This window comes from Actinacidiphila glaucinigra (assembly GCF_035918135.1).
Taxonomy (GTDB): domain Bacteria; phylum Actinomycetota; class Actinomycetes; order Streptomycetales; family Streptomycetaceae; genus Actinacidiphila; species Actinacidiphila glaucinigra.
The window spans coordinates 577,627-596,811 of sequence record NZ_CP109144.1 but is presented as its reverse complement, the minus strand read 5'-3'; the positions used below and the strand labels follow the sequence as shown (position 1 = coordinate 596,811).

The 19,185-nt window shown below is 69.9% G+C and carries 12 protein-coding genes; 5 read left to right on the top strand and 7 right to left on the bottom strand.

Features of this window, described 5'->3' with window-relative positions; translation table 11 throughout:
- Positions 1 to 104: 104 nt before the first annotated feature.
- Both OIE69_RS02625 and OIE69_RS02620 read right to left on the bottom strand, forming a co-directional pair.
- Positions 105 to 1,415: an AfsR/SARP family transcriptional regulator gene (locus OIE69_RS02625; RefSeq protein ID WP_326570288.1), complete on the bottom strand. Its 1,311-nt coding sequence runs from the start codon at positions 1,413 to 1,415 to the stop codon at positions 105 to 107.
- Between the two features lie 507 nt (positions 1,416 to 1,922).
- Complete coding sequence (locus tag OIE69_RS02620; protein WP_326570287.1) at positions 1,923 to 5,717, bottom strand: S8 family serine peptidase; 3,795 nt, start codon at positions 5,715 to 5,717, stop codon at positions 1,923 to 1,925.
- Between the two features lie 984 nt (positions 5,718 to 6,701).
- Here OIE69_RS02620 and OIE69_RS02615 point away from each other — a divergent pair.
- Entirely contained in the window at positions 6,702 to 10,088 is a 3,387-nt protein-coding gene (locus OIE69_RS02615; protein WP_326570286.1) for a S8 family peptidase, read from the top strand.
- A gap of 366 nt (positions 10,089 to 10,454) precedes the next feature.
- A complete protein-coding gene (locus tag OIE69_RS02610) occupies positions 10,455 to 11,201 on the top strand; it encodes a cysteine hydrolase (RefSeq protein ID WP_326570285.1) in 747 nt (248 codons plus the stop codon).
- A 42-nt stretch (positions 11,202 to 11,243) separates the two neighbouring features.
- Here the strand turns inward: OIE69_RS02610 and OIE69_RS02605 are convergent, their stop codons facing one another.
- A complete protein-coding gene (locus OIE69_RS02605; RefSeq protein WP_326570284.1) occupies positions 11,244 to 11,852 on the bottom strand; it encodes an ABATE domain-containing protein in 609 nt (202 codons plus the stop codon).
- A gap of 96 nt (positions 11,853 to 11,948) precedes the next feature.
- On the opposite strand from OIE69_RS02605, the gene OIE69_RS02600 reads away from it, so the two are divergent.
- Positions 11,949 to 12,746 (top strand): MBL fold metallo-hydrolase, encoded by a 798-nt coding sequence (locus OIE69_RS02600; RefSeq protein ID WP_326570283.1) that lies wholly within the window; start codon positions 11,949 to 11,951, stop codon positions 12,744 to 12,746.
- A gap of 310 nt (positions 12,747 to 13,056) precedes the next feature.
- On the opposite strand, the gene OIE69_RS02595 is transcribed toward OIE69_RS02600, so the two are convergent.
- Entirely contained in the window at positions 13,057 to 13,908 is an 852-nt protein-coding gene (locus OIE69_RS02595; RefSeq protein WP_326570282.1) for a class I SAM-dependent methyltransferase, read from the bottom strand.
- 756 nt (positions 13,909 to 14,664) lie between these two features.
- Here OIE69_RS02595 and OIE69_RS02590 point away from each other — a divergent pair.
- Entirely contained in the window at positions 14,665 to 16,146 is a 1,482-nt protein-coding gene (locus tag OIE69_RS02590) for a CoA-acylating methylmalonate-semialdehyde dehydrogenase (RefSeq protein ID WP_326570281.1), read from the top strand.
- A gap of 65 nt (positions 16,147 to 16,211) precedes the next feature.
- Here OIE69_RS02590 and OIE69_RS02585 read toward each other — a convergent pair whose 3' ends face one another.
- From OIE69_RS02585 to OIE69_RS02575, 3 genes are all read right to left on the bottom strand, one after another.
- Positions 16,212 to 16,784, bottom strand: a complete 573-nt coding sequence (locus OIE69_RS02585) for an ABC transporter substrate-binding protein (RefSeq protein ID WP_326570280.1) — start codon at positions 16,782 to 16,784, stop codon at positions 16,212 to 16,214.
- A 412-nt stretch (positions 16,785 to 17,196) separates the two neighbouring features.
- The gene (locus tag OIE69_RS02580; RefSeq protein WP_326570279.1) at positions 17,197 to 17,955 is read right to left on the bottom strand and encodes an SDR family NAD(P)-dependent oxidoreductase; all 759 of its coding nucleotides are present in this window, start codon (positions 17,953 to 17,955) and stop codon (positions 17,197 to 17,199) included.
- Between the two features lie 190 nt (positions 17,956 to 18,145).
- Positions 18,146 to 18,298 (bottom strand): hypothetical protein, encoded by a 153-nt coding sequence (locus OIE69_RS02575; protein WP_326570278.1) that lies wholly within the window; start codon positions 18,296 to 18,298, stop codon positions 18,146 to 18,148.
- A 373-nt stretch (positions 18,299 to 18,671) separates the two neighbouring features.
- On the opposite strand from OIE69_RS02575, the gene OIE69_RS02570 reads away from it, so the two are divergent.
- Entirely contained in the window at positions 18,672 to 19,127 is a 456-nt protein-coding gene (locus OIE69_RS02570; RefSeq protein WP_326570277.1) for an NUDIX domain-containing protein, read from the top strand.
- The last annotated feature ends 58 nt before the right edge of the window (positions 19,128 to 19,185 follow it).

The window sequence follows — 19,185 nt, the reverse complement described above, 5'->3', positions numbered from 1 at the left end:
TGCTCAGAGCGACATTTCAGGCGCCGATGCTGCTGCAGGCGGGTAGATCCTTTTCCTGGCGGATTCTCGCCGCACCGCTGAGAGTGAGTCGAAGATGGAGATCATCAGCTGGTGACGACCACCAGCGAACTCGGCGTGCCGGTCAGCAAAGGGCGTATCTGTTCGGCGTCACGGGCATTGTCGAGTACCAGCAGTATCCGCCGGCCGGAGAGCAGAGTGCGATAAAGCGCTGTCCGGCCCTCCACGCCGGACGGGAGCAGCGATGAGGCGACCCCGAGGGACCGGAGAATCGATCCGGATGCCTCCATCGGAGTCATGGCCGGGCTGGAGGAATCGTATCCGCGCAGATCAAGATAGATGTGCCCATCGGGAAATCGATGTGCGATCCGGTCTGCCCAGTCCTCCACGCGGGTGGTCCTGCCGGCTCGGGCCATGACGACGATCACGCCGATCGCCACGGTGGCGACACCTTGTGCATCGACTGCCAACAGGGTGTCGACCAGGTCGAGTTCATCGTCACGGCCGTCCAGAGTCGGCAAGTCGGCGGGCGGCGGGGACGGAGCCCGGGGTGGTGACACCCCGAGGGTGGTTCCGGCTGGGGACTCTGGGACGGCGGAGCCGACTTCAGGATCGGGAAATATGTCCGACACCAACAATTCGGGGTCGGCCCTCCGGACACGTTCATGGAGGACCTGCAGCCGGGGGCCGGGCTCCGCGCCCAGGTCCTCCGAGAGGAGATCCCACACCTCTCGGTACACCGCAAGTGCCTCTGCCTGCCGCCCGGTTTTACAGAGAGAGAACATCAGCATCTCTCTGAATCTTTCGTTCAGGGGGTGTTTGGCGACCAGATCGAAAAGCTCCGCGGTGGCCTCGCCGAACCGGCCGAGCTCGTATTCCACGTTGATGCGTCGCTCGACAGCGACGAGGCGCAGCGCCTCAAGGCGGTTGCGCTGAGACATCGCGTACGTTCCGGGAATTCCGGCCAGCGGTTCTCCGCGCCACAGGTCGAGGGCATCGCGGAGATGAGCTATGGCTCTGGCGTGGTGTCCCGTTCCGACGGCCCCCTCGGCCATCGCGACCCGCTGACGGAACACACTCAGATCCAGTTGGTCCGGGGAGACCCGCAACGCATAGCCATTGCCCGCGGAGACGATGAACGAGGTGCCCGCATCGTGGGCCGGTCCCAGACTCTTCCGCAAACGGTGTATATAGGTGCGGATTGTCTGCCCGGCCGTACGTGGAGGAGCCGTCCCCCAAACCGCCTCGATCAACTCGGAGAGCGAGGCATGGCCGTTCTCCCGCAGCAGAAGCACCGCAAGGACCGCGCGTTGCTGACGGGATCCCAGCTCGATCTCCGTCGAGCCGCGCTGGGCACGCACTGGGCCCAACACCGTGAACCAGAAGTGTTCGCTCACCTTGGCACTGTTCCCTCTCGGATCCCAGCCTCGATTCGTCAGCGGTGGTGGCTACGGGGCGGCGGATCCACTGGAACAGGCGATGCGGCAGCGATGTGTGCGCGTGCCTCCCGCACAGCCCCTGCCGCACAGTCGCGTTGTGATGGGCCGGTCCGGTCTCCGCTCGGGCGCTCTTGAGGCAAGGAAGCCATCGAGGTCCGGAGCCCGGCACGGGCAATCCCTTGCCGCCGACAACCGATGCCGATCACGAAACGCGTGGCCGGGGCGGACGGCGTCGGCCATCGCGCAGCAGTGCCCAGCTTCGCCCAAGGCCGGGCCGGCGAACGCACCGGCAGCCGCGGCAGTGCGAGCGACCCGTCGGTTTCCCATGTGTTCACGCCAGGTAGACGATGTGCCCGGCGTGGATGTGACGACTCGATGGCGGCGGATCGAGTCGCATCCCTCCGGCCGGCACAGCAGGCCCGGGACGGCGTTCCGTCCCGGGCCCGCTCGGGTGTGCGGTTCAGGTCACCTCAGGCCGAAGGCCCTGGTGATGGTCTGCTGCACGGCGTTCCCCCGGTCGTCGACGGCCGTGGCGCGAACGGTGACGTGAGAGGCCTTCGACGGGGCGTCCAGGGTGGTGCGCCAGCCGTCTCCCTTGCGCGTCACGCCGGCCTTGTGCCAGGTCTTGCCGTCGTCGTAGGAGAGCTCCAGGCCGACCTTCCCGATGGCCGAGGAGGGCGGTATGTCCTGGCCGGGGTCGGACGTCGGCGGGTGCTCGGCGGTGACGGTCAGGGACGCGTCACGCCGCGCCCTGCCGTCGCCGTCCGTGTCGACGGCGTAGTCGAGCTGGATCAGCGCCACGGCGCGGCCCTCGTACTGCGCACCGGCGGCGGAGGTGAAGTCCCACTCCGTCCGGGTCGCCGTGGAGAACGGGTTGCCCCATGCACCGCGGGCGGTCTCCAGCACATACCGGTACGCCTGCCGCTCGGGCTTCAGACCGGTGGCGACGGTGAAGGTTCCACTGCTGGAATTGAGGAGGGTGTCCCCCTGGTAGAGCGAGGCGGTGGCCCGGGCGTCCGGGGTCAGTGCGTAACCCTCGCGACCGGTGCCGGCGTCACCCCAGCCCGGAACGTTGACGAAGAGCAAGTCGTCCTGCCGGAAGTTGAATGTGCCGGGGAAGGAGGTGTTGATCCGGGGCCGGGTGACGGGTGCGAACCAGTCGTCGGAGGTGGTGGTGCCGGCCTTGTAGCTCCGCGGCGGGGCCAGGATCCTGATCTCGCCGAGCACCGTCGCGGCCTGCGCCCACCGGACGCCGGATCCGGTGGAGACCCAGTCGGTGCGGGTTCCCCTTGCCGGGCGCGGGAGTTCGGTGTCGACGCGGAGACTTGGCGCGTCGGGCCAGACGGCGTAGCGGGTCTCGCGGGCGTCGGCCTGCCGGTAGTTCTTGAACGCGACGTCGATCCTGGCCAGGTCCTTGGCTGCGGGCCGGTAGACCGTGTCCGCCGGCACCGCGCCCTCCCAGGCGTCGGCCAGGTCGTACAGGTACTCGGTGGTGGGGTTGGAGAACACCTTCAGCTCCGTGCCGCCGGGGGCGGAGGCACGGCGGATCAGGCGGTCGCCCTGGTCCTTGCCGACCGTGACGACGGTCAGCGGCGGGGTGGCCTGGGTGCGGGGGTCCAGCCGTCCTTCGCCGTCGTTGACGACGATGAGCAGCTTGGCCCCGGCCGCCGCGGCGGCCGCCACCTGCTCGCTCGCGGTGACCGTGTCGTTGCGGACCACGACAGCGGCCTTCCCGCTGGCCCGCAGACCCTTGTAGTCCGCCGCCGCGCCCTGCCCGGCGTAGATCGCGTCGAGCCGGCTCGTGCCCTTGTGCAGCGGGGTGGCGCCGCGTCGTACGAGGATGTCGTCGACAGCCTCCTGCCGGGAGGCGAGTTTCAGCGGGGGCTGCTCGTTGCGCCAGCGGGTCCGCATGGTCAATTCGCCCTCGTCGACCTTCTCACCGGTGGGCAGCGCCCATACGCTGTCGTACGTGGGCCACTGGTAGAAGGACAGTTTGTGGGTGCCGGAGGCGTCGAGCGTGCGGTTGTAGTCCACCCGCATGTAGGTGGTGACGGACTCCTTCGGGGTGACCGCGGTGACCCGGCGGGTCTTGGAGGCGTCAAAAGTGAGCGTCGCGTCCTCGTCGAGCCGGAACTCCGGATCGGCGACCAGGGCCAGGCCGCGCGAGTGCGGACCATGGGCGCCCTCCACCGGGATGGCCGCGACGACCGACCAGGGCCCGGAGTACATGGTCACGGTCACGGATCCGGCGACGAATCCCGCCATGGTGATCCCGGGCCGCTTGCCCTGCTGAAGCACGACCCAGTAGTCGCCGGTGACGGGCTTTCCGGAGCGGTCCTTGGCCGCGATCGTGAGGTCGTGCAGCTCGTACGTGGTGACGAGGCCGAAGGCCGTGGCGAGCTTGACCGAGCCGCCGTCGGCGGCCTCGATCCGGGCGTTGTAGAGCATGGCCTCCTCACCGCGGTCCGGGTGCGCGGTGACGGTGACCGCGGCGGTGCCGTGTGCGGGCACCGTCACCCGCGGAGCAGACAGCGTGAACAGGCCGGAGGGGGCCTTGCCGGCCTCGACCGCGAGGTCGAGGGTGACCGGGGTGTCGCCGTCGTTGGTGTACGTCACCTTGCGGTCGACGTTCACCCCCGGCGTCGGCGGCCACTCCTGCACGGCGTCGACCACTCCGGTGGCGTACACGTCGGCCTTGGCGGCCGCCGCGGCGTCCAAGCGGCCGTTGCCCGCGTCGTAGGCGGAGTAGTCGGGCGTGGCCTTGGTGGTGCTGACCAGGACGTCCTTGATCTGCTGCCCCGTCCAGCCCGGGTGCGCGGCCGCGACCAGGGCGGCGGCGCCCGCGACGTGCGGGGTGGCCATGGACGTGCCGCTCATGGTGGTGTACGAGCCCGCACCCGACGCGTGCTGCGACCGGGCGGCCAGCACGCCGACGCCGGGAGCCGTGATCTCCGGCTTGAGCGCGCCGTCCCCGACGCGGGGTCCGCGGCTGGAGAACGAGGCCAGCCGGTCGGCGGAGTCGACCGCGCCGACGGCCAGCGCCGCGTCCGCGACGGCGGGTGAACTGACCGCTCCTCGCGGGCCGGTGTTGCCCGCGGCGATCGCGAACAGCGCCCCGGTCTCGGCGCTGAGCGTGTTGACCGCCTCGCTCATCGGGTCGGTGCCGTCGGTCGGCTCGCCGCCCAGGCTCATGCTGACGACCTTGGCGTGCTGGTCCCGTACGGCCCACTCCATGCCGGCCAGGATCCAGGAGGTCTGGCCCGCACCGGAGTTGCCGAGGACCTTGCCCACGTGCAGCCGGGCTCCGGGGGCGACGCCCTTCTCCTTGCCGTCGGACGCGGCGCCGGTGCCGGCGATGGTCGAAGCGACGTGGGTGCCGTGGCCGTGATGGTCAACGACGCTCTCGTCGGGGACGAAGCTCTCGGCGGCCGCGACCTGGCCGACCAGGTCGGGATGGCCGGCGTCGATGCCGGTGTCCAGCACCGCGACGTCCACGCCCTGGCCCGTGTGACCGCTCTCCCAGGCCCCGGGCGCGCCGATCTGCGCGACGGATTCGGCCAGATCGGCCTTCACCTTGCCGTCCAGCCAGACGCGCTGGATACCGCCGGCGAGCAGCGGGGCCGGAGCGCGCTTGGAGGTCACCGCACCACCCAGCGTGCTGCTGCGCGCGAGGGCGGAGGTGTTCACGTTCTTGGTGAGCCCGTCCCAGAACTTCCCGGCTTCGTCGCGCTTCTCCGCGACCGCGGCCCCCTGCAGGCTGGTCAGCGTCCGCTGGCGCACGGCGCCTTGGGGCAGCGAAGCGGCACTGCGCGCGCGGGCCGCGTCGGCGTATCGGACGATCAGCGGCAGATGGTCGCTACGCGTGTCGTCGTAGCCGTCGGCGAGCAGCCGCGTGACATTGAACAGGTCCTCGTCGAGGATCCCCGCCGAGACGTACGGCAGCACCTCCTGCGGGTACACGAAGGTCTCGCCGTCGTGTGTGGCGGTGTACGCCGACACCGGCCGGCCTTCGGGGCCCTCCAGCGACGTGACCGCGGACTTGCCGGTGCCCGTGACGGTCACCTTGTCGCCGTTGATCAACGTGATGGTCCGGGGATCGCCGGCGTCCTTGCGGATCGCCACACCCGCCGGGAGCGTGGTGTCCGCCGTATGGGCACCGGTCTGAGTGGCGGAGGCTGTGACCGCGCCGAGCGACGGCAGCAGCGCCAAGGCGATGCCGAGCGCCGTCAGCCTTCGGCCGCGTACAGGTGAACCAGGCAAAGGAGCTCCCAATCGAACTGAAAACGAACCAGCGGATGTGCGAAATGCCAAAGACGAATGAATCCGCTTCCGGACGGTCGTGTCGAGATCGCCGACCTGTCACTTTGACGCCATGTCACTTTTGCGCCGATGCCTGCATGCGACCAAAAGGGTCATCTGTGCTGCCCGACCGGCCTTCCGCAAGTTCCCGAATGGCCGTACCCGGATAGGCACGGCACTCCGACAGGACGTTGGAATTCCGGCCGATCGGGGCGCCGGCCGCTGGACGGGGGGAAGAGGAGGCCGAGGATCTCGTTGAACGAGGTTCCGCAGAGCGGCGGTACAGCCGGCTCGGGGTGACGGGCAGCGGGGGGCGGGTGGCGAAAGCCCACATGCGGCCGTCGGCGGCCGGGCGCCGGTTCTTGACCGTACCGGCCACCACGGCATGGCAGCCGCCTGATCCGCGGGTCGCCGGGGCTGGGCCGGGGCAGGCCTTCACCGCCCTGACCTCGGCACATCGTGTGCGGTCGTCGCCGAGCTCGGCTACGACCCGGGCCCCTGGACCCCGGGCGGCCGGGATCGCTGCAGGGGCCCGCCCTCGCCGCCGCCCGCGAACTGGTCCGCGGCGCGTTCAAGCTCGGCGGGTACGTCGACACCGTTCGGCGGCTTGGTCGGGCGCGAGCGCACGTTGCCTGACGCGGTGGTCCGGACACGGCACTACTGGGACGCGCGCTCCCCGAATGACCTCTTCGAATCCGGCCGTACCGAGAGAGGCGGGCGGGGAAATTGCGGATTCCGGCCGGAAAGCGGGGACAGCGCGCAGGTTGGGGTCGAAAAGTTCGCTAATGCCGTGGATGACAAACCGATTGACGACCAGTTTATCATTCGTCTATCCAAGATCAACCCGTTGACACCCTCTCGGGACTGGTGCTTCGCTGTGCGGCGCGCCCCAAGTCCACCGTGAAACCCACGCGTCGGCGCGGGGTGAATGAGCGAGAGGACACCGTGAAATTCACGTCCAAGAGACCTGCGTTCGGCACGGTCCTGGGAATCAGCATGCTGCTGGTCGCCGCTACTTCGTCGGCGTCCCTGGCACTTGCCGCCCCCACCGGCACGGCATCGTCGGCCGCACAGCTCTCGGCCTCGGCCTCGGCCTTCGGGACGGGCCCCGAGATCAAGGGCGCTTCGGCCGGGGCGGGTGTGCAGCGGTGGATCCCGCTGATCACCGGTGACCGGATCGCGGTGAACGCGAAGGGCGAAATCGTCGCCGCGCGTCCCGCCGAGGGCCGGGAGGACATACCCATCCGGGTGGAGACCCGCGACGGGCACACCTACGCCCTGCCCGATGACGCTCGGGACCTCGTCCGGAGCGGCCGGGTGGACCGGCGTCTGTTCGACATCACCACGCTGAGTACGCCGGCCTACGCGGATCGCCATGACCTGCGGCTCATCGTGATGTACGACGCGGCCCGTCCGGCGGCCAGGTCGGCGCTGCGCGCCGCCGGGGGTGCCAAGGTCGAGCGCACGCTGCCGAGTGTCAACGCCGACGCCGTCGCCGCGCCCGCGGACGGCAGTGCGGAACTGTGGGCGGCGGTCACCAGCGGGTCCGCCGACGCGATGAAGCGCAGTGTGGCTTCGGGTGTCGCCTCGGTGTGGCTGGACAGCGTCGTGCTGGCGAGCCTGGACAAGAGCGTCCCGCAGATCGGCGGCCCGGAGGCGTGGGCGGCGGGTTTCGACGGCACCGGTACGCGTATCGCCGTCCTCGACACGGGTGTCGACACCACCCACCCGGATCTGGCCGGACAGGTCGTCGCCGAGCAGAACTTCTCCGACTCGCCGGACACCGGGGACCGGTTCGGTCACGGCACGCACGTCGCATCCATCACGGCCGGCACCGGAGCCAAGTCCGGTGGCACGTACAAGGGCGTGGCGCCGGGGGCCCGCCTCCTGAGCGGCAAGGTCCTCGGCGACAGCGGCAGCGGCAGCATGTCCCAGATCATCGCGGGCATGGAGTGGGCCGTCGCCGAGAAGGCCGACGTCGTCAACCTCAGCCTCGGCGGCTACGACTCCCCGGAGATCGATCCGGCGGAGGAGGCCGTCAACAGGCTCTCGGCCGAGAGCGGAACCCTCTTCGTCATCGCGGCGGGCAACAACGGCGAGCAGGGAGCCGGCACCGTCGGCTCCCCGGGCAGCGCCGATGCCGCCCTCACCGTCGGCGCGGTGGACAAGCAGGACAAGCTTGCGCCGTTCTCCAGCACCGGCCCGCGCGTCGGTGACGGCGGCATCAAGCCGGATCTGACGGCGCCCGGTGTGGCCATCGGGGCCGCGGCCGCGCACGACAGCTACCTGAGCACGGTCGCCCCCTCCGTCGCGGACGGCTACATCGCGCTCAACGGCACCTCGATGGCCACCCCGCACGTCGCCGGCGCCGCCGCCATCCTCGTCCAGCAGCACCCGGACTGGACCGGCGAGGACATCAAGGACGCGCTGGTCTCCTCGACGACGCCCGGCGGGTACACGCCCTTCGAGCAGGGCTCGGGCCGGGTCGACCTGCGCAACGCGATCAAGCAGACCGTCGTCGCCCGCCAGACCTCGCTCTCGTTCGGACTCGCGCAGTGGCCGCACACCGACGACCAGCCGCTCACCAAGGACCTCACGTACCGGAACACGGGCAGTGCCCCGGTCACCCTGAAGCTGACCGTGGACGCCACCGGACCGGACGGAAACCCCGCACCCGGCGGGATGTTCACCGCGGACGACCAGGTCACCGTCCCGGCGCACGGCGAGGCGACCGTGAAGGTCACCGCCGACACCCGCCTCGGCGGTGACACGACCGGTGCCTTCACCGGGCGGATCACGGCCGCCGGCGACGGGCAGACCGTCGGCACCGCGCTGGCCGTGGACCGCGAGTCGGAGATGTACACCGTCACGGTGAAGACCCTCGACCGCAAGGGCAAGCCCGCGCCCGCCCCCGCCTGGGACGCCCAGCTGCAGGGCCTGGAAGGACCCGCCAAGGGCGCCAACACCGTGCTGTACGGCGACACGCACTCGGTGCGCGTCCCCAAGGGCCGGTACTTCCTCAACAGCATGGTCCGGGTCGACCCGGAGGGTTCGTACGGCCAGGGCGGTGACTGGTTCAACCAACCCAACCTCGACGTCACCAAGGACACCGTGGTGACGGTGGACGCGCGCACCGCCAAGGCGCTCGACATCACCGTCCCCGACCGTTCCGCGCAGCCGGCCCTCGGCTTCTTCAGCGCGGGCATCGAGCTGCCCGACGGATTCGGCACCCGCTACGGGGTCTTCACCAGTTCCCTCGCCCAGTACCGCACCGCCCACCTCGGCCCGAAGGCGGCCGATGGCGACCGGCTGACGCAGCAACTCATGACCACGTTCTCCACCGGCGTCAACGGGCACGACGAGTACCACCTGGTGTACCAGCCGACCGGTGACAGGTACCTCACCGGCTTCACCCACCACGCCAAGGCCCGGGAGTTCGCCAAGGTCCAGGCGAAGCTCGGAGCCCCGGCGAAGGGCAAGTTCGGATTCGTCACGCCGATCACCGAGGGCGGTGCCGGCCTCGGCACCGTGCACGCCCTGCCCTACACCGGCACCCTGCACCTGCTCTCGGGGAACCCCTCGTGGCAGCTGAGCTTCATGCAGGTCGACGCGAACGACTCCTACGAGACCAGCTACGACGCGCTGCCGAGGACGTTCAAGCCCGGACGCTCCTACCAGCACGTGTTCAACGTCGGTGTCTTCGGGCCGGATCTCCCGGAGGGCGCCGGACTCATCGGACTGCTCCGGGCCGACGAGGCGATCGACGGACGGCTTCCGCTCTTCTCCGACAGCGAGGGGAACATCAGCAACAACCACTCGCCGATCGAGAGCGCGCGAACGTACCTCTACCGCAACGGTGAGCTCGTCAACATCAGCCTCAACCCGATGGACGTCTTCTACATCGCGGAGAACGAGCGCGCCGACTACCGCCTGACCACCTCGGTCAAGCGCGGCACGGTCGCCGACGTCTCCACGAGCATGACCGCGAGCTGGACGTTCTCCTCCGAGTACGCCCCCGGCATCACCAAGCTCCCGACCTCCGTCGTGCGCTTCACCCCCGCCCTGTCCCTCGACAACACGGGCAAGGCCCGGGCCAAGACGTGGGTGCCGGTGACCGTCAAGGGCACCGCCGCGGGCAGGAACCTCAAGTCGCTGAGCGTGTGGGCCTCCTACGACAAGGGAGCCAACTGGCAGAAGCTCAACGTCTGCGACGGCCGGGTCCAGATCACCAACCCCAAGGCCGGCGGCAGCGTGTCGTTCAAGGCCCAGGCCGTGGACAAGCAGGGCAACACCGTCGACGAGACCATCGTTGACGCCTACCTGACGAAGTAGTCCGCACCGGGCCGGAACCGCACTCCAGGGCTCGCGCCCTCCGCGGTTCCGGCCTGCGGAAGTCTGCAGGTTCTGCGGGCGTCAGTACACCGACAGGGCCCCCGCCCCCGGCGGGGGCCCTTCCCATCCAGGGCCAACGGGTGGCGACCAGGGCCACTACAGCGAAGCTGCTGTGGCCAACTGGCCGCGGGGATGGTCAGGTGCGTCGCCGACGGTGCGGGAGCGCAGGCGATGAGCGGGGCAGGCCAGACCGGCCTGCGTGGTGGACCTGACGGGAGGCGTCGTTTCGGAGACGCCGCGGCCACGGCGATGGTCGCTCACGCCTCGGGATTGCGGTGACGGCGGCCGAGGTGCGGCAATTCACCGATGCGGAACGTCGCGCGTTGGGGCAAAGTGGAACGGAGGGGCCGGAGCGGCTTCGAAAGGCATCCGCTGCAGGGCTTGTTTTCGCGTCAGGAGCGCCAGGTGGAAATCAATAGCACCGACACGGCGATTGTGTTCATCGACCCGCAGAACGACGTGCTGAGCGAGGGTGGAGCGGCCTGGGACGCGGTGGGGGCGAGCGTCACGGAGAACAGGACCGTCGAGAATATGGAGAGAATCTTCGAGGCGGCGAAGGCGGGCGGATATGAGGTCTTCATCTCGCCCCATTACTTCTACCCGACCGACAGCGGATGGCGAATGAACGGGCCCCTCGAGACGAGCGAGCTCGAGAACCACACGTTCGCTCGGGCGGGACAGCTCGATCTGACTGGGTTCCGAAATTCCGGGGCGGACTGGCTGGACCGCTTCAAGCCCTACATCGAAGACGGCAGAACGGTGGTCGTCAGCCCGCACAAGGTATTCGGGCCGGAAACCAACGACTTGGTGCTGCAGCTGCGCAAGCGGGGAATGCAAAGGATTATTCTCGGCGGGATGCTGGCAAACATGTGTGTCGAGTCCCACATGCGTCACCTCGTCGAGCAGGGGTTCGAGGTCGCCGTGGTCAGGGATGCGACAGCAGGACCACGGCACCCGGTCTGGGGCGACGGATATCAGGCGGCGATCATCAATTACGGCTTCTTCGCCCATGCGCTGCTGTCGACTGACGAAGTGCTCGACGGTATGCGATGAAGAGCTCGCAGCCGGAAACGAATAGGGGCCTTGGGCGGGGTGTCAGTCCGCGGTGCCGGTGCGGCGGGCGTAGGCGCGGGCGGCGCGGACGCGGTCGCCGCAGCGGGTGGAGCACCAGTGGCGCCGGCCGTGGGTGCGCATGAGGAACCGGTCGCAGGGGGCGGAGCCGCAGGCGGCGAGGATGCCGGCGTCGGGACCGGTGAGCAGGTCGGCGGCGTCGGCGGCGAGGGTCGCCAGTGCGTGGTTGACGGCCCGGTCGATGGGGTGTGCCTGGACGCGGCGCAGTCCCTGGGTCGCGTCCCAGGCGAGGAGGGGTGCTGTGGGTACAGCCGTGAGTGCCTCGTTCACGGCGCGCAGGGAGTCTTCGGGCGGGGTGGCGCTGTCGACGCGGGCGGCGAACAGGGCGCGTACGTGTGCGCGCAGCGTGCGCATCCGCTGTGCGCACACCTCGTACAGCTGCACGTCCGGGGTGGTCAGGTTGTGGGCGGCGAGCCAGCGCATGGCGGATCCGGGGGTGGCGAGCAGGTCGTAGCTCTGGCCGGCGGGCAGGGTCGCGGCGGTGTTGGCGAAGGCCAGGGAGCGGTACTGGTCGGCACCTGGAGCTGGGGGCAGGGCGGTCCGCGCTGTGTCGGTGGCCAGGGTGTCGTCCATGCGTCTCATGGTAGCGATTGCATTTTTCCGTGATGGTCGCCTAGCCTGGTGTCACGTTAAACAAATAGTTTTTTCGTGAGAAGTGGGGGAGGCGTGATGTCTCAGCTCAGTGCCGATCCGTTCCCGGTCCACACCTACGGCGGTCCGACCGCCTTGTTCGAGTACGGCGGCCTGCGGTTTCTGACCGACCCGACGTTCGACGGCCCCGGCGACTACGGCCGGCCCGGCCGCCCGGTCCTGACCAAGACCGCCCCCTCCACCGGCACCCCCGCCGATGTCGGCCCCATCGACGTGGTCCTGCTCTCCCACGACGAACACCCCGACAATCTCGACACCTCCGGCCGCGCGCTGCTTGCCGATGTCCCGCTCACCCTGACCACCCCCGGCGGCGGCGAGCGCCTCGGGCAGAAGGCCCAGGGCCTGGCCGACTGGGAGAGGGTCGAGTTGGAGCGACCGGGCGGCGGCACTGTCACCGTCACCGGTGTTCCCGCCGTCCACGGACCCGGCCCGCGCGAGGAGGTCGAGCCCTTCACCGGCCAGGTCGTCGGCTTCGTCCTGACCGGAGAGGGCCTGCCGACGGTCTACGTCAGCGGCGACAACGCCTCTCTTGACGCCGTCAAGGAGATCGCCGGGCGCTTCGCCCCGGTGGACACCGCCGTCCTGTTCGCCGGCGCACCTCGGTTTCCCATGCTTTTCGACGGCAACCTGATCGTCCTGGACAGCGCGCAGGCCGCCGAGGCCGCCCGGATCCTGGGCGCCCGCCGTGTCGTCCCGGTCCACCACGACAGCTGGGCCCACTTCACCGAGGGCCGCGAGGACCTGGAGGCCGCCTTCACCGCCGCGGGCCTGGCCGACCGCCTGGACCAGGACTGGAGGCAGCGCTCCTCGGCCTGAACCGCCGCTCAGAACTGAGACGTCATGGCGAGGGCGGGGCCCGAAACATGCCCCGCCTCCATTCCCTGCAGCAACCCCTCGCGCCGTGCCAGAACGGCAGAGAACGCCCCGATCGCATGTCCAGCGGAACCAATGTTGGTCGCCGGCACGTCCATGGGTGACTGCGGGAGCCGAGCCTCGCCTCGAAGAAGTTCAGCAACCGCGCGAACCCGAACCGGGTCGGTGAGCGACCATGTGCCCGAAGGAGCGCACGTGCTCGGCAAGTGCCGTCAGCTCGGGGCAATCGGCCCGGACGGGACCGCGAGGCGCTCTACCGTCGGACCGCCGAGATCAGTCCGCCTGGCCCCTCCTCGCGCTGCGGCGGGGTGCTGATCGGGCGGCCGTAGGCGGCAGCGCGTTCGCGCAGGGTGTGGCTGTCGGCCTCCCAGCCGTGCCCGGCCAGCCAGCCCACCGGGTCGTCGGGCATCTCCGAGACCCACATGGACGCCGCCGATCCCGGCGCGGCGTCCTCGCCGAAGCGCTCGATCACACCGCGCGAGCCCAACGTCAGCCCCATCCGACTGCCTGCCGCCGACTGCGCGCTGATCCGGGCCAGCAACAGCTCCACCGCGTCCTCGGGCAGATAGATCAGCAGTCCTTCGGCGATCCACGCGGTCGGCACCGCCGGGTCGTGCCCTGCGGCGGCCAGCGCGCCTGGCCAGTCCTCACGCAGATCCTCCGCGACGGGGATCCGCTCGCAGCCCGCAACGGCCCGCTCCTGGCGCAGCACCGAAGCCTTGAAGTCCAGTGGCGCGGCGGTGTCGACCTCGAACAGCCGGGTGCCCTCGGGCCAGTCCATCCGGAAGGCCCGGCTGTCCATGCCGGCGCCGAGCAGCACGACCTGCCGGACACCGGACGCGGAGGCCTGGTGCAGCAGGTCGTCGAGGAACTTCGTCCTGATGACGATGGAGAAAGAAACGGCAAGTCGGCGGCGTCGCGCGGCCTCGTCATCGGGCAGCGGTGGCGACGAGGGCCACAAGCCGCCGGCCATGGCGAAGGCCTGTGCCAGTGGGTCGCGAAACAGCGCGTTCTCCCGCTCGGTCTCCAGCGCCCGCACCCTGGCCACTCCCACCGCCGTGGCCCACACTCCCGACGGCTGTACCCGCTCCTGCTCATCAGTCACTGTGCCAACCTAGATGACGCGCCCGGGGCGTCGTCGATCCCCAGCCGGGGCAACGTGAGGTGTCTGGCCAACGTCTTTCCTTTGGTCGGCCTGACCTGCTGGGAAGGTTGACCGATCGATGAGCGACCCCGCCCGCGGGCGCGCCGGGTGCGAAGCGGCGGGGCCGCACGTTCAGGTTGCCCTGGCATAGGCACGGGCACATCGGTCGTGCCCGGAGGAGTCCCTTCACCGGTGGACCGGCGGGGGCTTCCTCGATGCCGATCGCTTTCGAAGCAGATCCAAGCTGTCGGACGCGCTGCGCAGCATCGGGCCACGTTGCGTGACCTTCGTCCCAGCAGAACTGGCCGATGGGCCCGTAGCCGCCGCGGTAGGTGCGCACCGCGGTCCCGAGGCCCATCTGGGATCCGGTCTCCGGTCCTCGACACCATCCGCAATGATCCCGAGGTCCTGCGCGATCACATGGTGGAAAGCGTCAAGCAGGTCCCTGTGGCCCGCCCGCGTTGGCGCTCGACATGCGAGTGATCCACCCCACGACACTTCTGGACACGAGGCAGGCACTTCGGGCCGAGAGGCTCCGGAGCGACCAAACGCGCGGACCGGAGAAGTAGCTTCGATGTCGGCAGTCCCGCTCTCCCGGGCGGTGCAGGCGAATCCGTGGCCGGGCCGCGGACCGTCCGCTTGAGGTCGAAGCCCCTGTGGTCGACGACCGGAGCCGCATGGCTGCCCGCCGCCGTCACCTTTGAAGGAGTTCCGCCGATGAAGACCGTCGTCCACTGGATCGGTGGCAAGCCCTTCGGGGATGCCGCGGGAGCTTCCAGCACCTGGGGCCCCGTGACTGACCCGGCGACCGGCGAGGTCACCACGCGGGTCGCGATGGCCGGAGCCGACGAGGTCGGTGCCGCGGTCGCCGCGGCGAAGGAGGCCTACGCGACCTGGCGCACGTTGCCGCTCGCGCGGCGGATCGCGATCCTCTTCCGCTACCGCGAACTGCTGGACGCGCGCCGGGACGACATCGCCGCGCTGATCACCGCCGAGCAGGGCAAGGTCCACACGGACGCGCTGGGCGAGGTGGCCCGGGGCCTGGAGATCGTCGAACTGGCCTGCGGGATCGGTGCGGCGCTCCAGGGCGACACGTCCACGGAGGTGTCGGACCACGTCGACGTGGAGTCGCTCCGCCAGCCGCTGGGTGTGGTCGCGGGCATCTCGCCGTTCAACTTCCCCGCGATGATCGGCATGTGGATGTTCCCCATGGCGATCGCCTGCGGGAACACCTTCGTCCACAAGCCGAGCAGCAAGGCCCCGTCCGCGTCCGTGCTCCTCGCGGAACTCGCGGCCGAGGCCGGTGTCCCTGACGGTGTGCTCAACGTCGTCCACGGCGACGCCGTCGCCGTGGACGCGCTGCTCGACCACCCGGATGTGGCGGCTGTGTCGTTCGTGGGCTCCACGCCGGTCGCCCGGCACGTCTACCGCAGGGCGTCCGCGAGCGGTAAGCGCGTCCAGGCCCTCGGCGGCGCGAAGAACCACATGCTGGTGCTGCCCGACGCCGATCTCGACGCGGCCGCCGACGCCGCCGTGACCGCCGCCTACGGCTCCGCAGGCCAGCGCTGCATGGCGGTGTCCGTGGTGGTCGCCGTCGGCTCCGCGGGCGACGCGCTGGTGTCCCGGATCGCCGAGCGGGCCGCGAAGGTCAAGATCGGCCCGGGCGACGACCCGGCGTCCGAGATGGGCCCGCTCGTCACCAGGGCACACCGCGACGACGTCGCGGAGTACGTCGCAGGCGCGGCCGCCCAGGGCGCCGACGTGGTCCTGGACGGAAGGGACTTCACCGTCAATGGCTTCGAGAACGGGCACTGGATGGGCATCTCGCTCCTTGACCGGGTCAGTACCCACTCGGACGCCTACCGGGACGAGATCTTCGGTCCCGTCCTGTGCGTGGTCCGCGCGGAGACCTACGAGGAGGCCATGCGCGTCATCAACGGTTCCCCGTTCGGCAACGCGAGCTCGATCTTCACCCGCGACGGCGGTGCGGCCCGCCGGTTCAAGCTGGAGGTCGAGGCCGGCATGGTCGGCGTGAACGTGCCGATGCCGGTGCCGGTGGGCTACCACTCCTTCGGTGGCTGGAAGGACTCGGCCTTCGGCGACCACCGCATGTACGGCAGCGAAGCCGTGCACTTCTATACGCGTGGCAAGGTCATCACGAGCCGCTGGCCGGACTCCGCTGAGACGGCGGCCTGTTGAGGACCCGAACTCGACAGCGTCTCACGGCTCCGCATGGAGCGGCTCACAGCACCGTTGGTGCTGGACTACGGCATTCCACTCGCGCTCGTCACCATCCGGAAGCGGGGCGCATCGTTCGGCCACGTGAACGGCACCTGGTCTCTGCGAGCAGTGGGTTCGGCGGCGGCCGCGGTGATCGCCGCGGCGCCGACGGCGAGGTCGGGTTGGCCGTCGGTCGTGAAGTACGGCGCGATGAACCTCTCGTAGTGGGCTTGGCCTTCGCCAGCGGTCTGTCCGCCGAGAAATGTCCGCATGTGCCGCACCGAGGTGTCGGGGTCGTCGCGGATCGCCTGCGGGGCGCGCCGGTGGGCTCGCACTACGGCTTGGACCGCGGGGTCGTCCGGGCGGATGTGGGTGGGGGCGACGGCCACGCCCACGGTGGGGATCCGGAAGTGGTCGCCGACCCAGGCCAGCACGTTCCAGCCGTGCTCGGCGGCCACTGCCTCCGGCGCCAGGGTGCTGCCGACCAGGGCGGCGTCGACCTCCCCGGTGCGCAGCCGGCGCAGGTCCATGCCGTAGTCGCCGGGCGGGCGGACGACGGTGTGGATGTCGCGGTCCGGGTCGAGGCCGGCCTCGCGCAGCACGATCCGGGTGAGCACCCGGGCGCGGTGTGGGGGGCGTGCACTGCCGGCCGCCGGCCGGCCAGGTCGGCCAGGTCGGCCAGGTCGGCCAGGGAGGTCATGCCGGGGCGGGCGAGGAACCAGAACAGGGGGCGGTCGGTGTTGACGTTGAGTGCGACGCAGGGCGTGCCGTCGGTCAGCCGGGACAGCAGCGCCCGGCCGAGCCCGATGGTGGCGCAGCGGCGCAGCCGCTCTTCGTCCCAGGTGCAGCCGTCTCGCAGCGCGACGTGGACACCCTCCTCGGCGTAGTAGCCCTCCTGATCGGAGATGTACGCCTCCGGTTCCTCGTGCAGACCTCGCCCGACGTAGGCGAGATCGATGGTGTGCATGAATGCCTTCCCTGGTTGGACCACCGCTCATCGCGCCCGTTCGTGGCGCGGGAGGCGGCGGGTCAGTGCATGGACATTCCGCCGTCGACCAAGGCCGTGGTGCCGGTCATGAAGGCGTTGTCCTCGTCGGCGTAGAAGGCGACCGCGTGGGCGACGTCAGCCGGGTGGGCGAGGCGGCCCAGGGGAGTGGCTGCCACCTGCCGCTGCTTGAACGCATCGTCCAGGACGTCCGCCGCCATGCGAGTGTCCTCCACCGGGCCCGGGGCGACGACGTTGACGGTGATGCCGCGCGGGCCGAGTTCCTGGGCGAGGTAGCGGGCGAACTGCTCGAGTGCTGCCTTGGCGGTGCCCAGCGCGATCATGCCCTCCCGTGGTCTGCGGCTGAGGGCGGTGCCGAGATAGACGATGCGTCCCCACCGCTGTCCGGTCATGGCGGGCAGGACGGCCTTGGTGACCGTGTACGCCGCGCGCATCTCGGCGTCGAGCTTGCCTCCGAGTTCTTCCCACGTCATGTCCTGGAACGAAGCGACCGCATAGGGGATGAGGGCGTTGTGTACGAGCACGTCGATGCCGGTCCATGCCGCAGAGACCCGTTCGACCATGCGTTCGACGGCCGCCACTTCGCGCACGTCGGCCTGCACGGCCATGGCTTGACCGCCTGCGGCTGCGATGTCGGCCACGACCTCCTCGGCCGCCTTGTCGCTGCTGAGGTAGTTGACCACCACGCGCATCCCTCGCGCTGCCAGGAGGCGCGATGTGGCCGCACCGATCCCGCTGCTTGCCCCCGTCACCAATGCCACCCTGCCGGTCGCCCCAGTCATGGGCCCACTTCCTCCTCGTCGTCGCGGACAGCCGGAATGACGGCTTTCCACCGTGCCGTGTGTGGTCTCGCTGGGCAGATCGGGCGGCATCGGAGGCAGCCCTCGCCGGTGTGCGTTTCCCGTACAGCTGGGCGGCCGCCGATGGACCGGTGCGTCCACCCGCTGCTCCATATACTGACGTAGCATCACATCAGCACCCGAGCAGCGAGCTGAGCCGCGCCGCAATGTGCGGCGAGTCGACGGTCGTGATGGGCGTCAGTGCGGTGTCGGCCGTTCCGCTGAACAGGTACGCCTCTTGTGGCCATGGGCAGCAGTCCAGTGACTCCGGCTCGGTGGTGGTCACGCGGTCATTGGTGTTCCGGGTTCGCGAAGTCGGGGCGGCAGCCGGCGTCCCACTCGGTGCGCTGTTCTCCGGGCCGCCCGAGCCCGGGTCGAGATACGAGATCAGGCAACCGCCGACGCGTCCGCAATTGGCGTACTGTCCGGGGTCGTCCTGCCTCCGCGCCGTCGCCCGTCGACGGGCGGTCCGCGTCCCTGCGTCGCAGGCCGGGCGCCAACCCGCCCGCACATATCGTTGAGCCTGCCCGGATTATCAGCCCATGCGTACGGCGGCCTCAAACCCGTCCACTCAGCGTGTTTGGAAGGCCACCTTTCCATGCGCGATCGTGGGCCTTCCGCGGGACGCCATGGGCGGCCCAACTCCCGAAAGGCACGGAATGAAGCGCATGATCGCGGGACTGTGGCGGATCATCCGGGGGCCCCTGCAGTGGCGGGTCATGTGGCTGGCGAACAGCAAGTACATGGTCGGCGTGACCGGCGTTGTCCGCGACGCCGAGGGTCGTGTGCTGCTGCTGCGCCACCGCCTGTGGCCCGAGGGCCGCCAGTGGGGCCTGCCTACCGGTTACGCCAAAGCAGGCGAGGACTTCCGCGACACCGTCGCCCGCGAGGTACGTGAGGAGACCGGCCTTGACGTCGAGGCCGGCGAGTTGGTCCACCTCAAGAGCGGCTACAAGTTGCGCGTGGAGGTGGCGTATGCGGCCGAGCTCGTCGGTGGCTCCCTGAAGATCGACTCGTTTGAGGTTCTGGAGGCCACGTGGGTATGGCCGAACGACCTGCCGCCGGGATTGCAGGAATCGCACCGACTCTTGATCCAAAGCGGACCCAACGGCTGACCCGCTCGACCGGGCTCAGCCCTCGACTGCTCGCCCCGCACGAACGCCTGGCCTCGTT

Coding starts and splice junctions, on each gene's coding strand:
- OIE69_RS02610 (WP_326570285.1), top strand. CDS start 10,455: ATGCGGAACGTCGCGCGTTGGGGCAAAGTGGAACGGAGGGGCCGGAGC.
- OIE69_RS02605 (WP_326570284.1), bottom strand. CDS start 11,852: ATGGACGACACCCTGGCCACCGACACAGCGCGGACCGCCCTGCCCCCA.
- OIE69_RS02600 (WP_326570283.1), top strand. CDS start 11,949: ATGTCTCAGCTCAGTGCCGATCCGTTCCCGGTCCACACCTACGGCGGT.
- OIE69_RS02590 (WP_326570281.1), top strand. CDS start 14,665: ATGAAGACCGTCGTCCACTGGATCGGTGGCAAGCCCTTCGGGGATGCC.
- OIE69_RS02580 (WP_326570279.1), bottom strand. CDS start 17,955: ATGACTGGGGCGACCGGCAGGGTGGCATTGGTGACGGGGGCAAGCAGC.
- OIE69_RS02570 (WP_326570277.1), top strand. CDS start 18,672: ATGAAGCGCATGATCGCGGGACTGTGGCGGATCATCCGGGGGCCCCTG.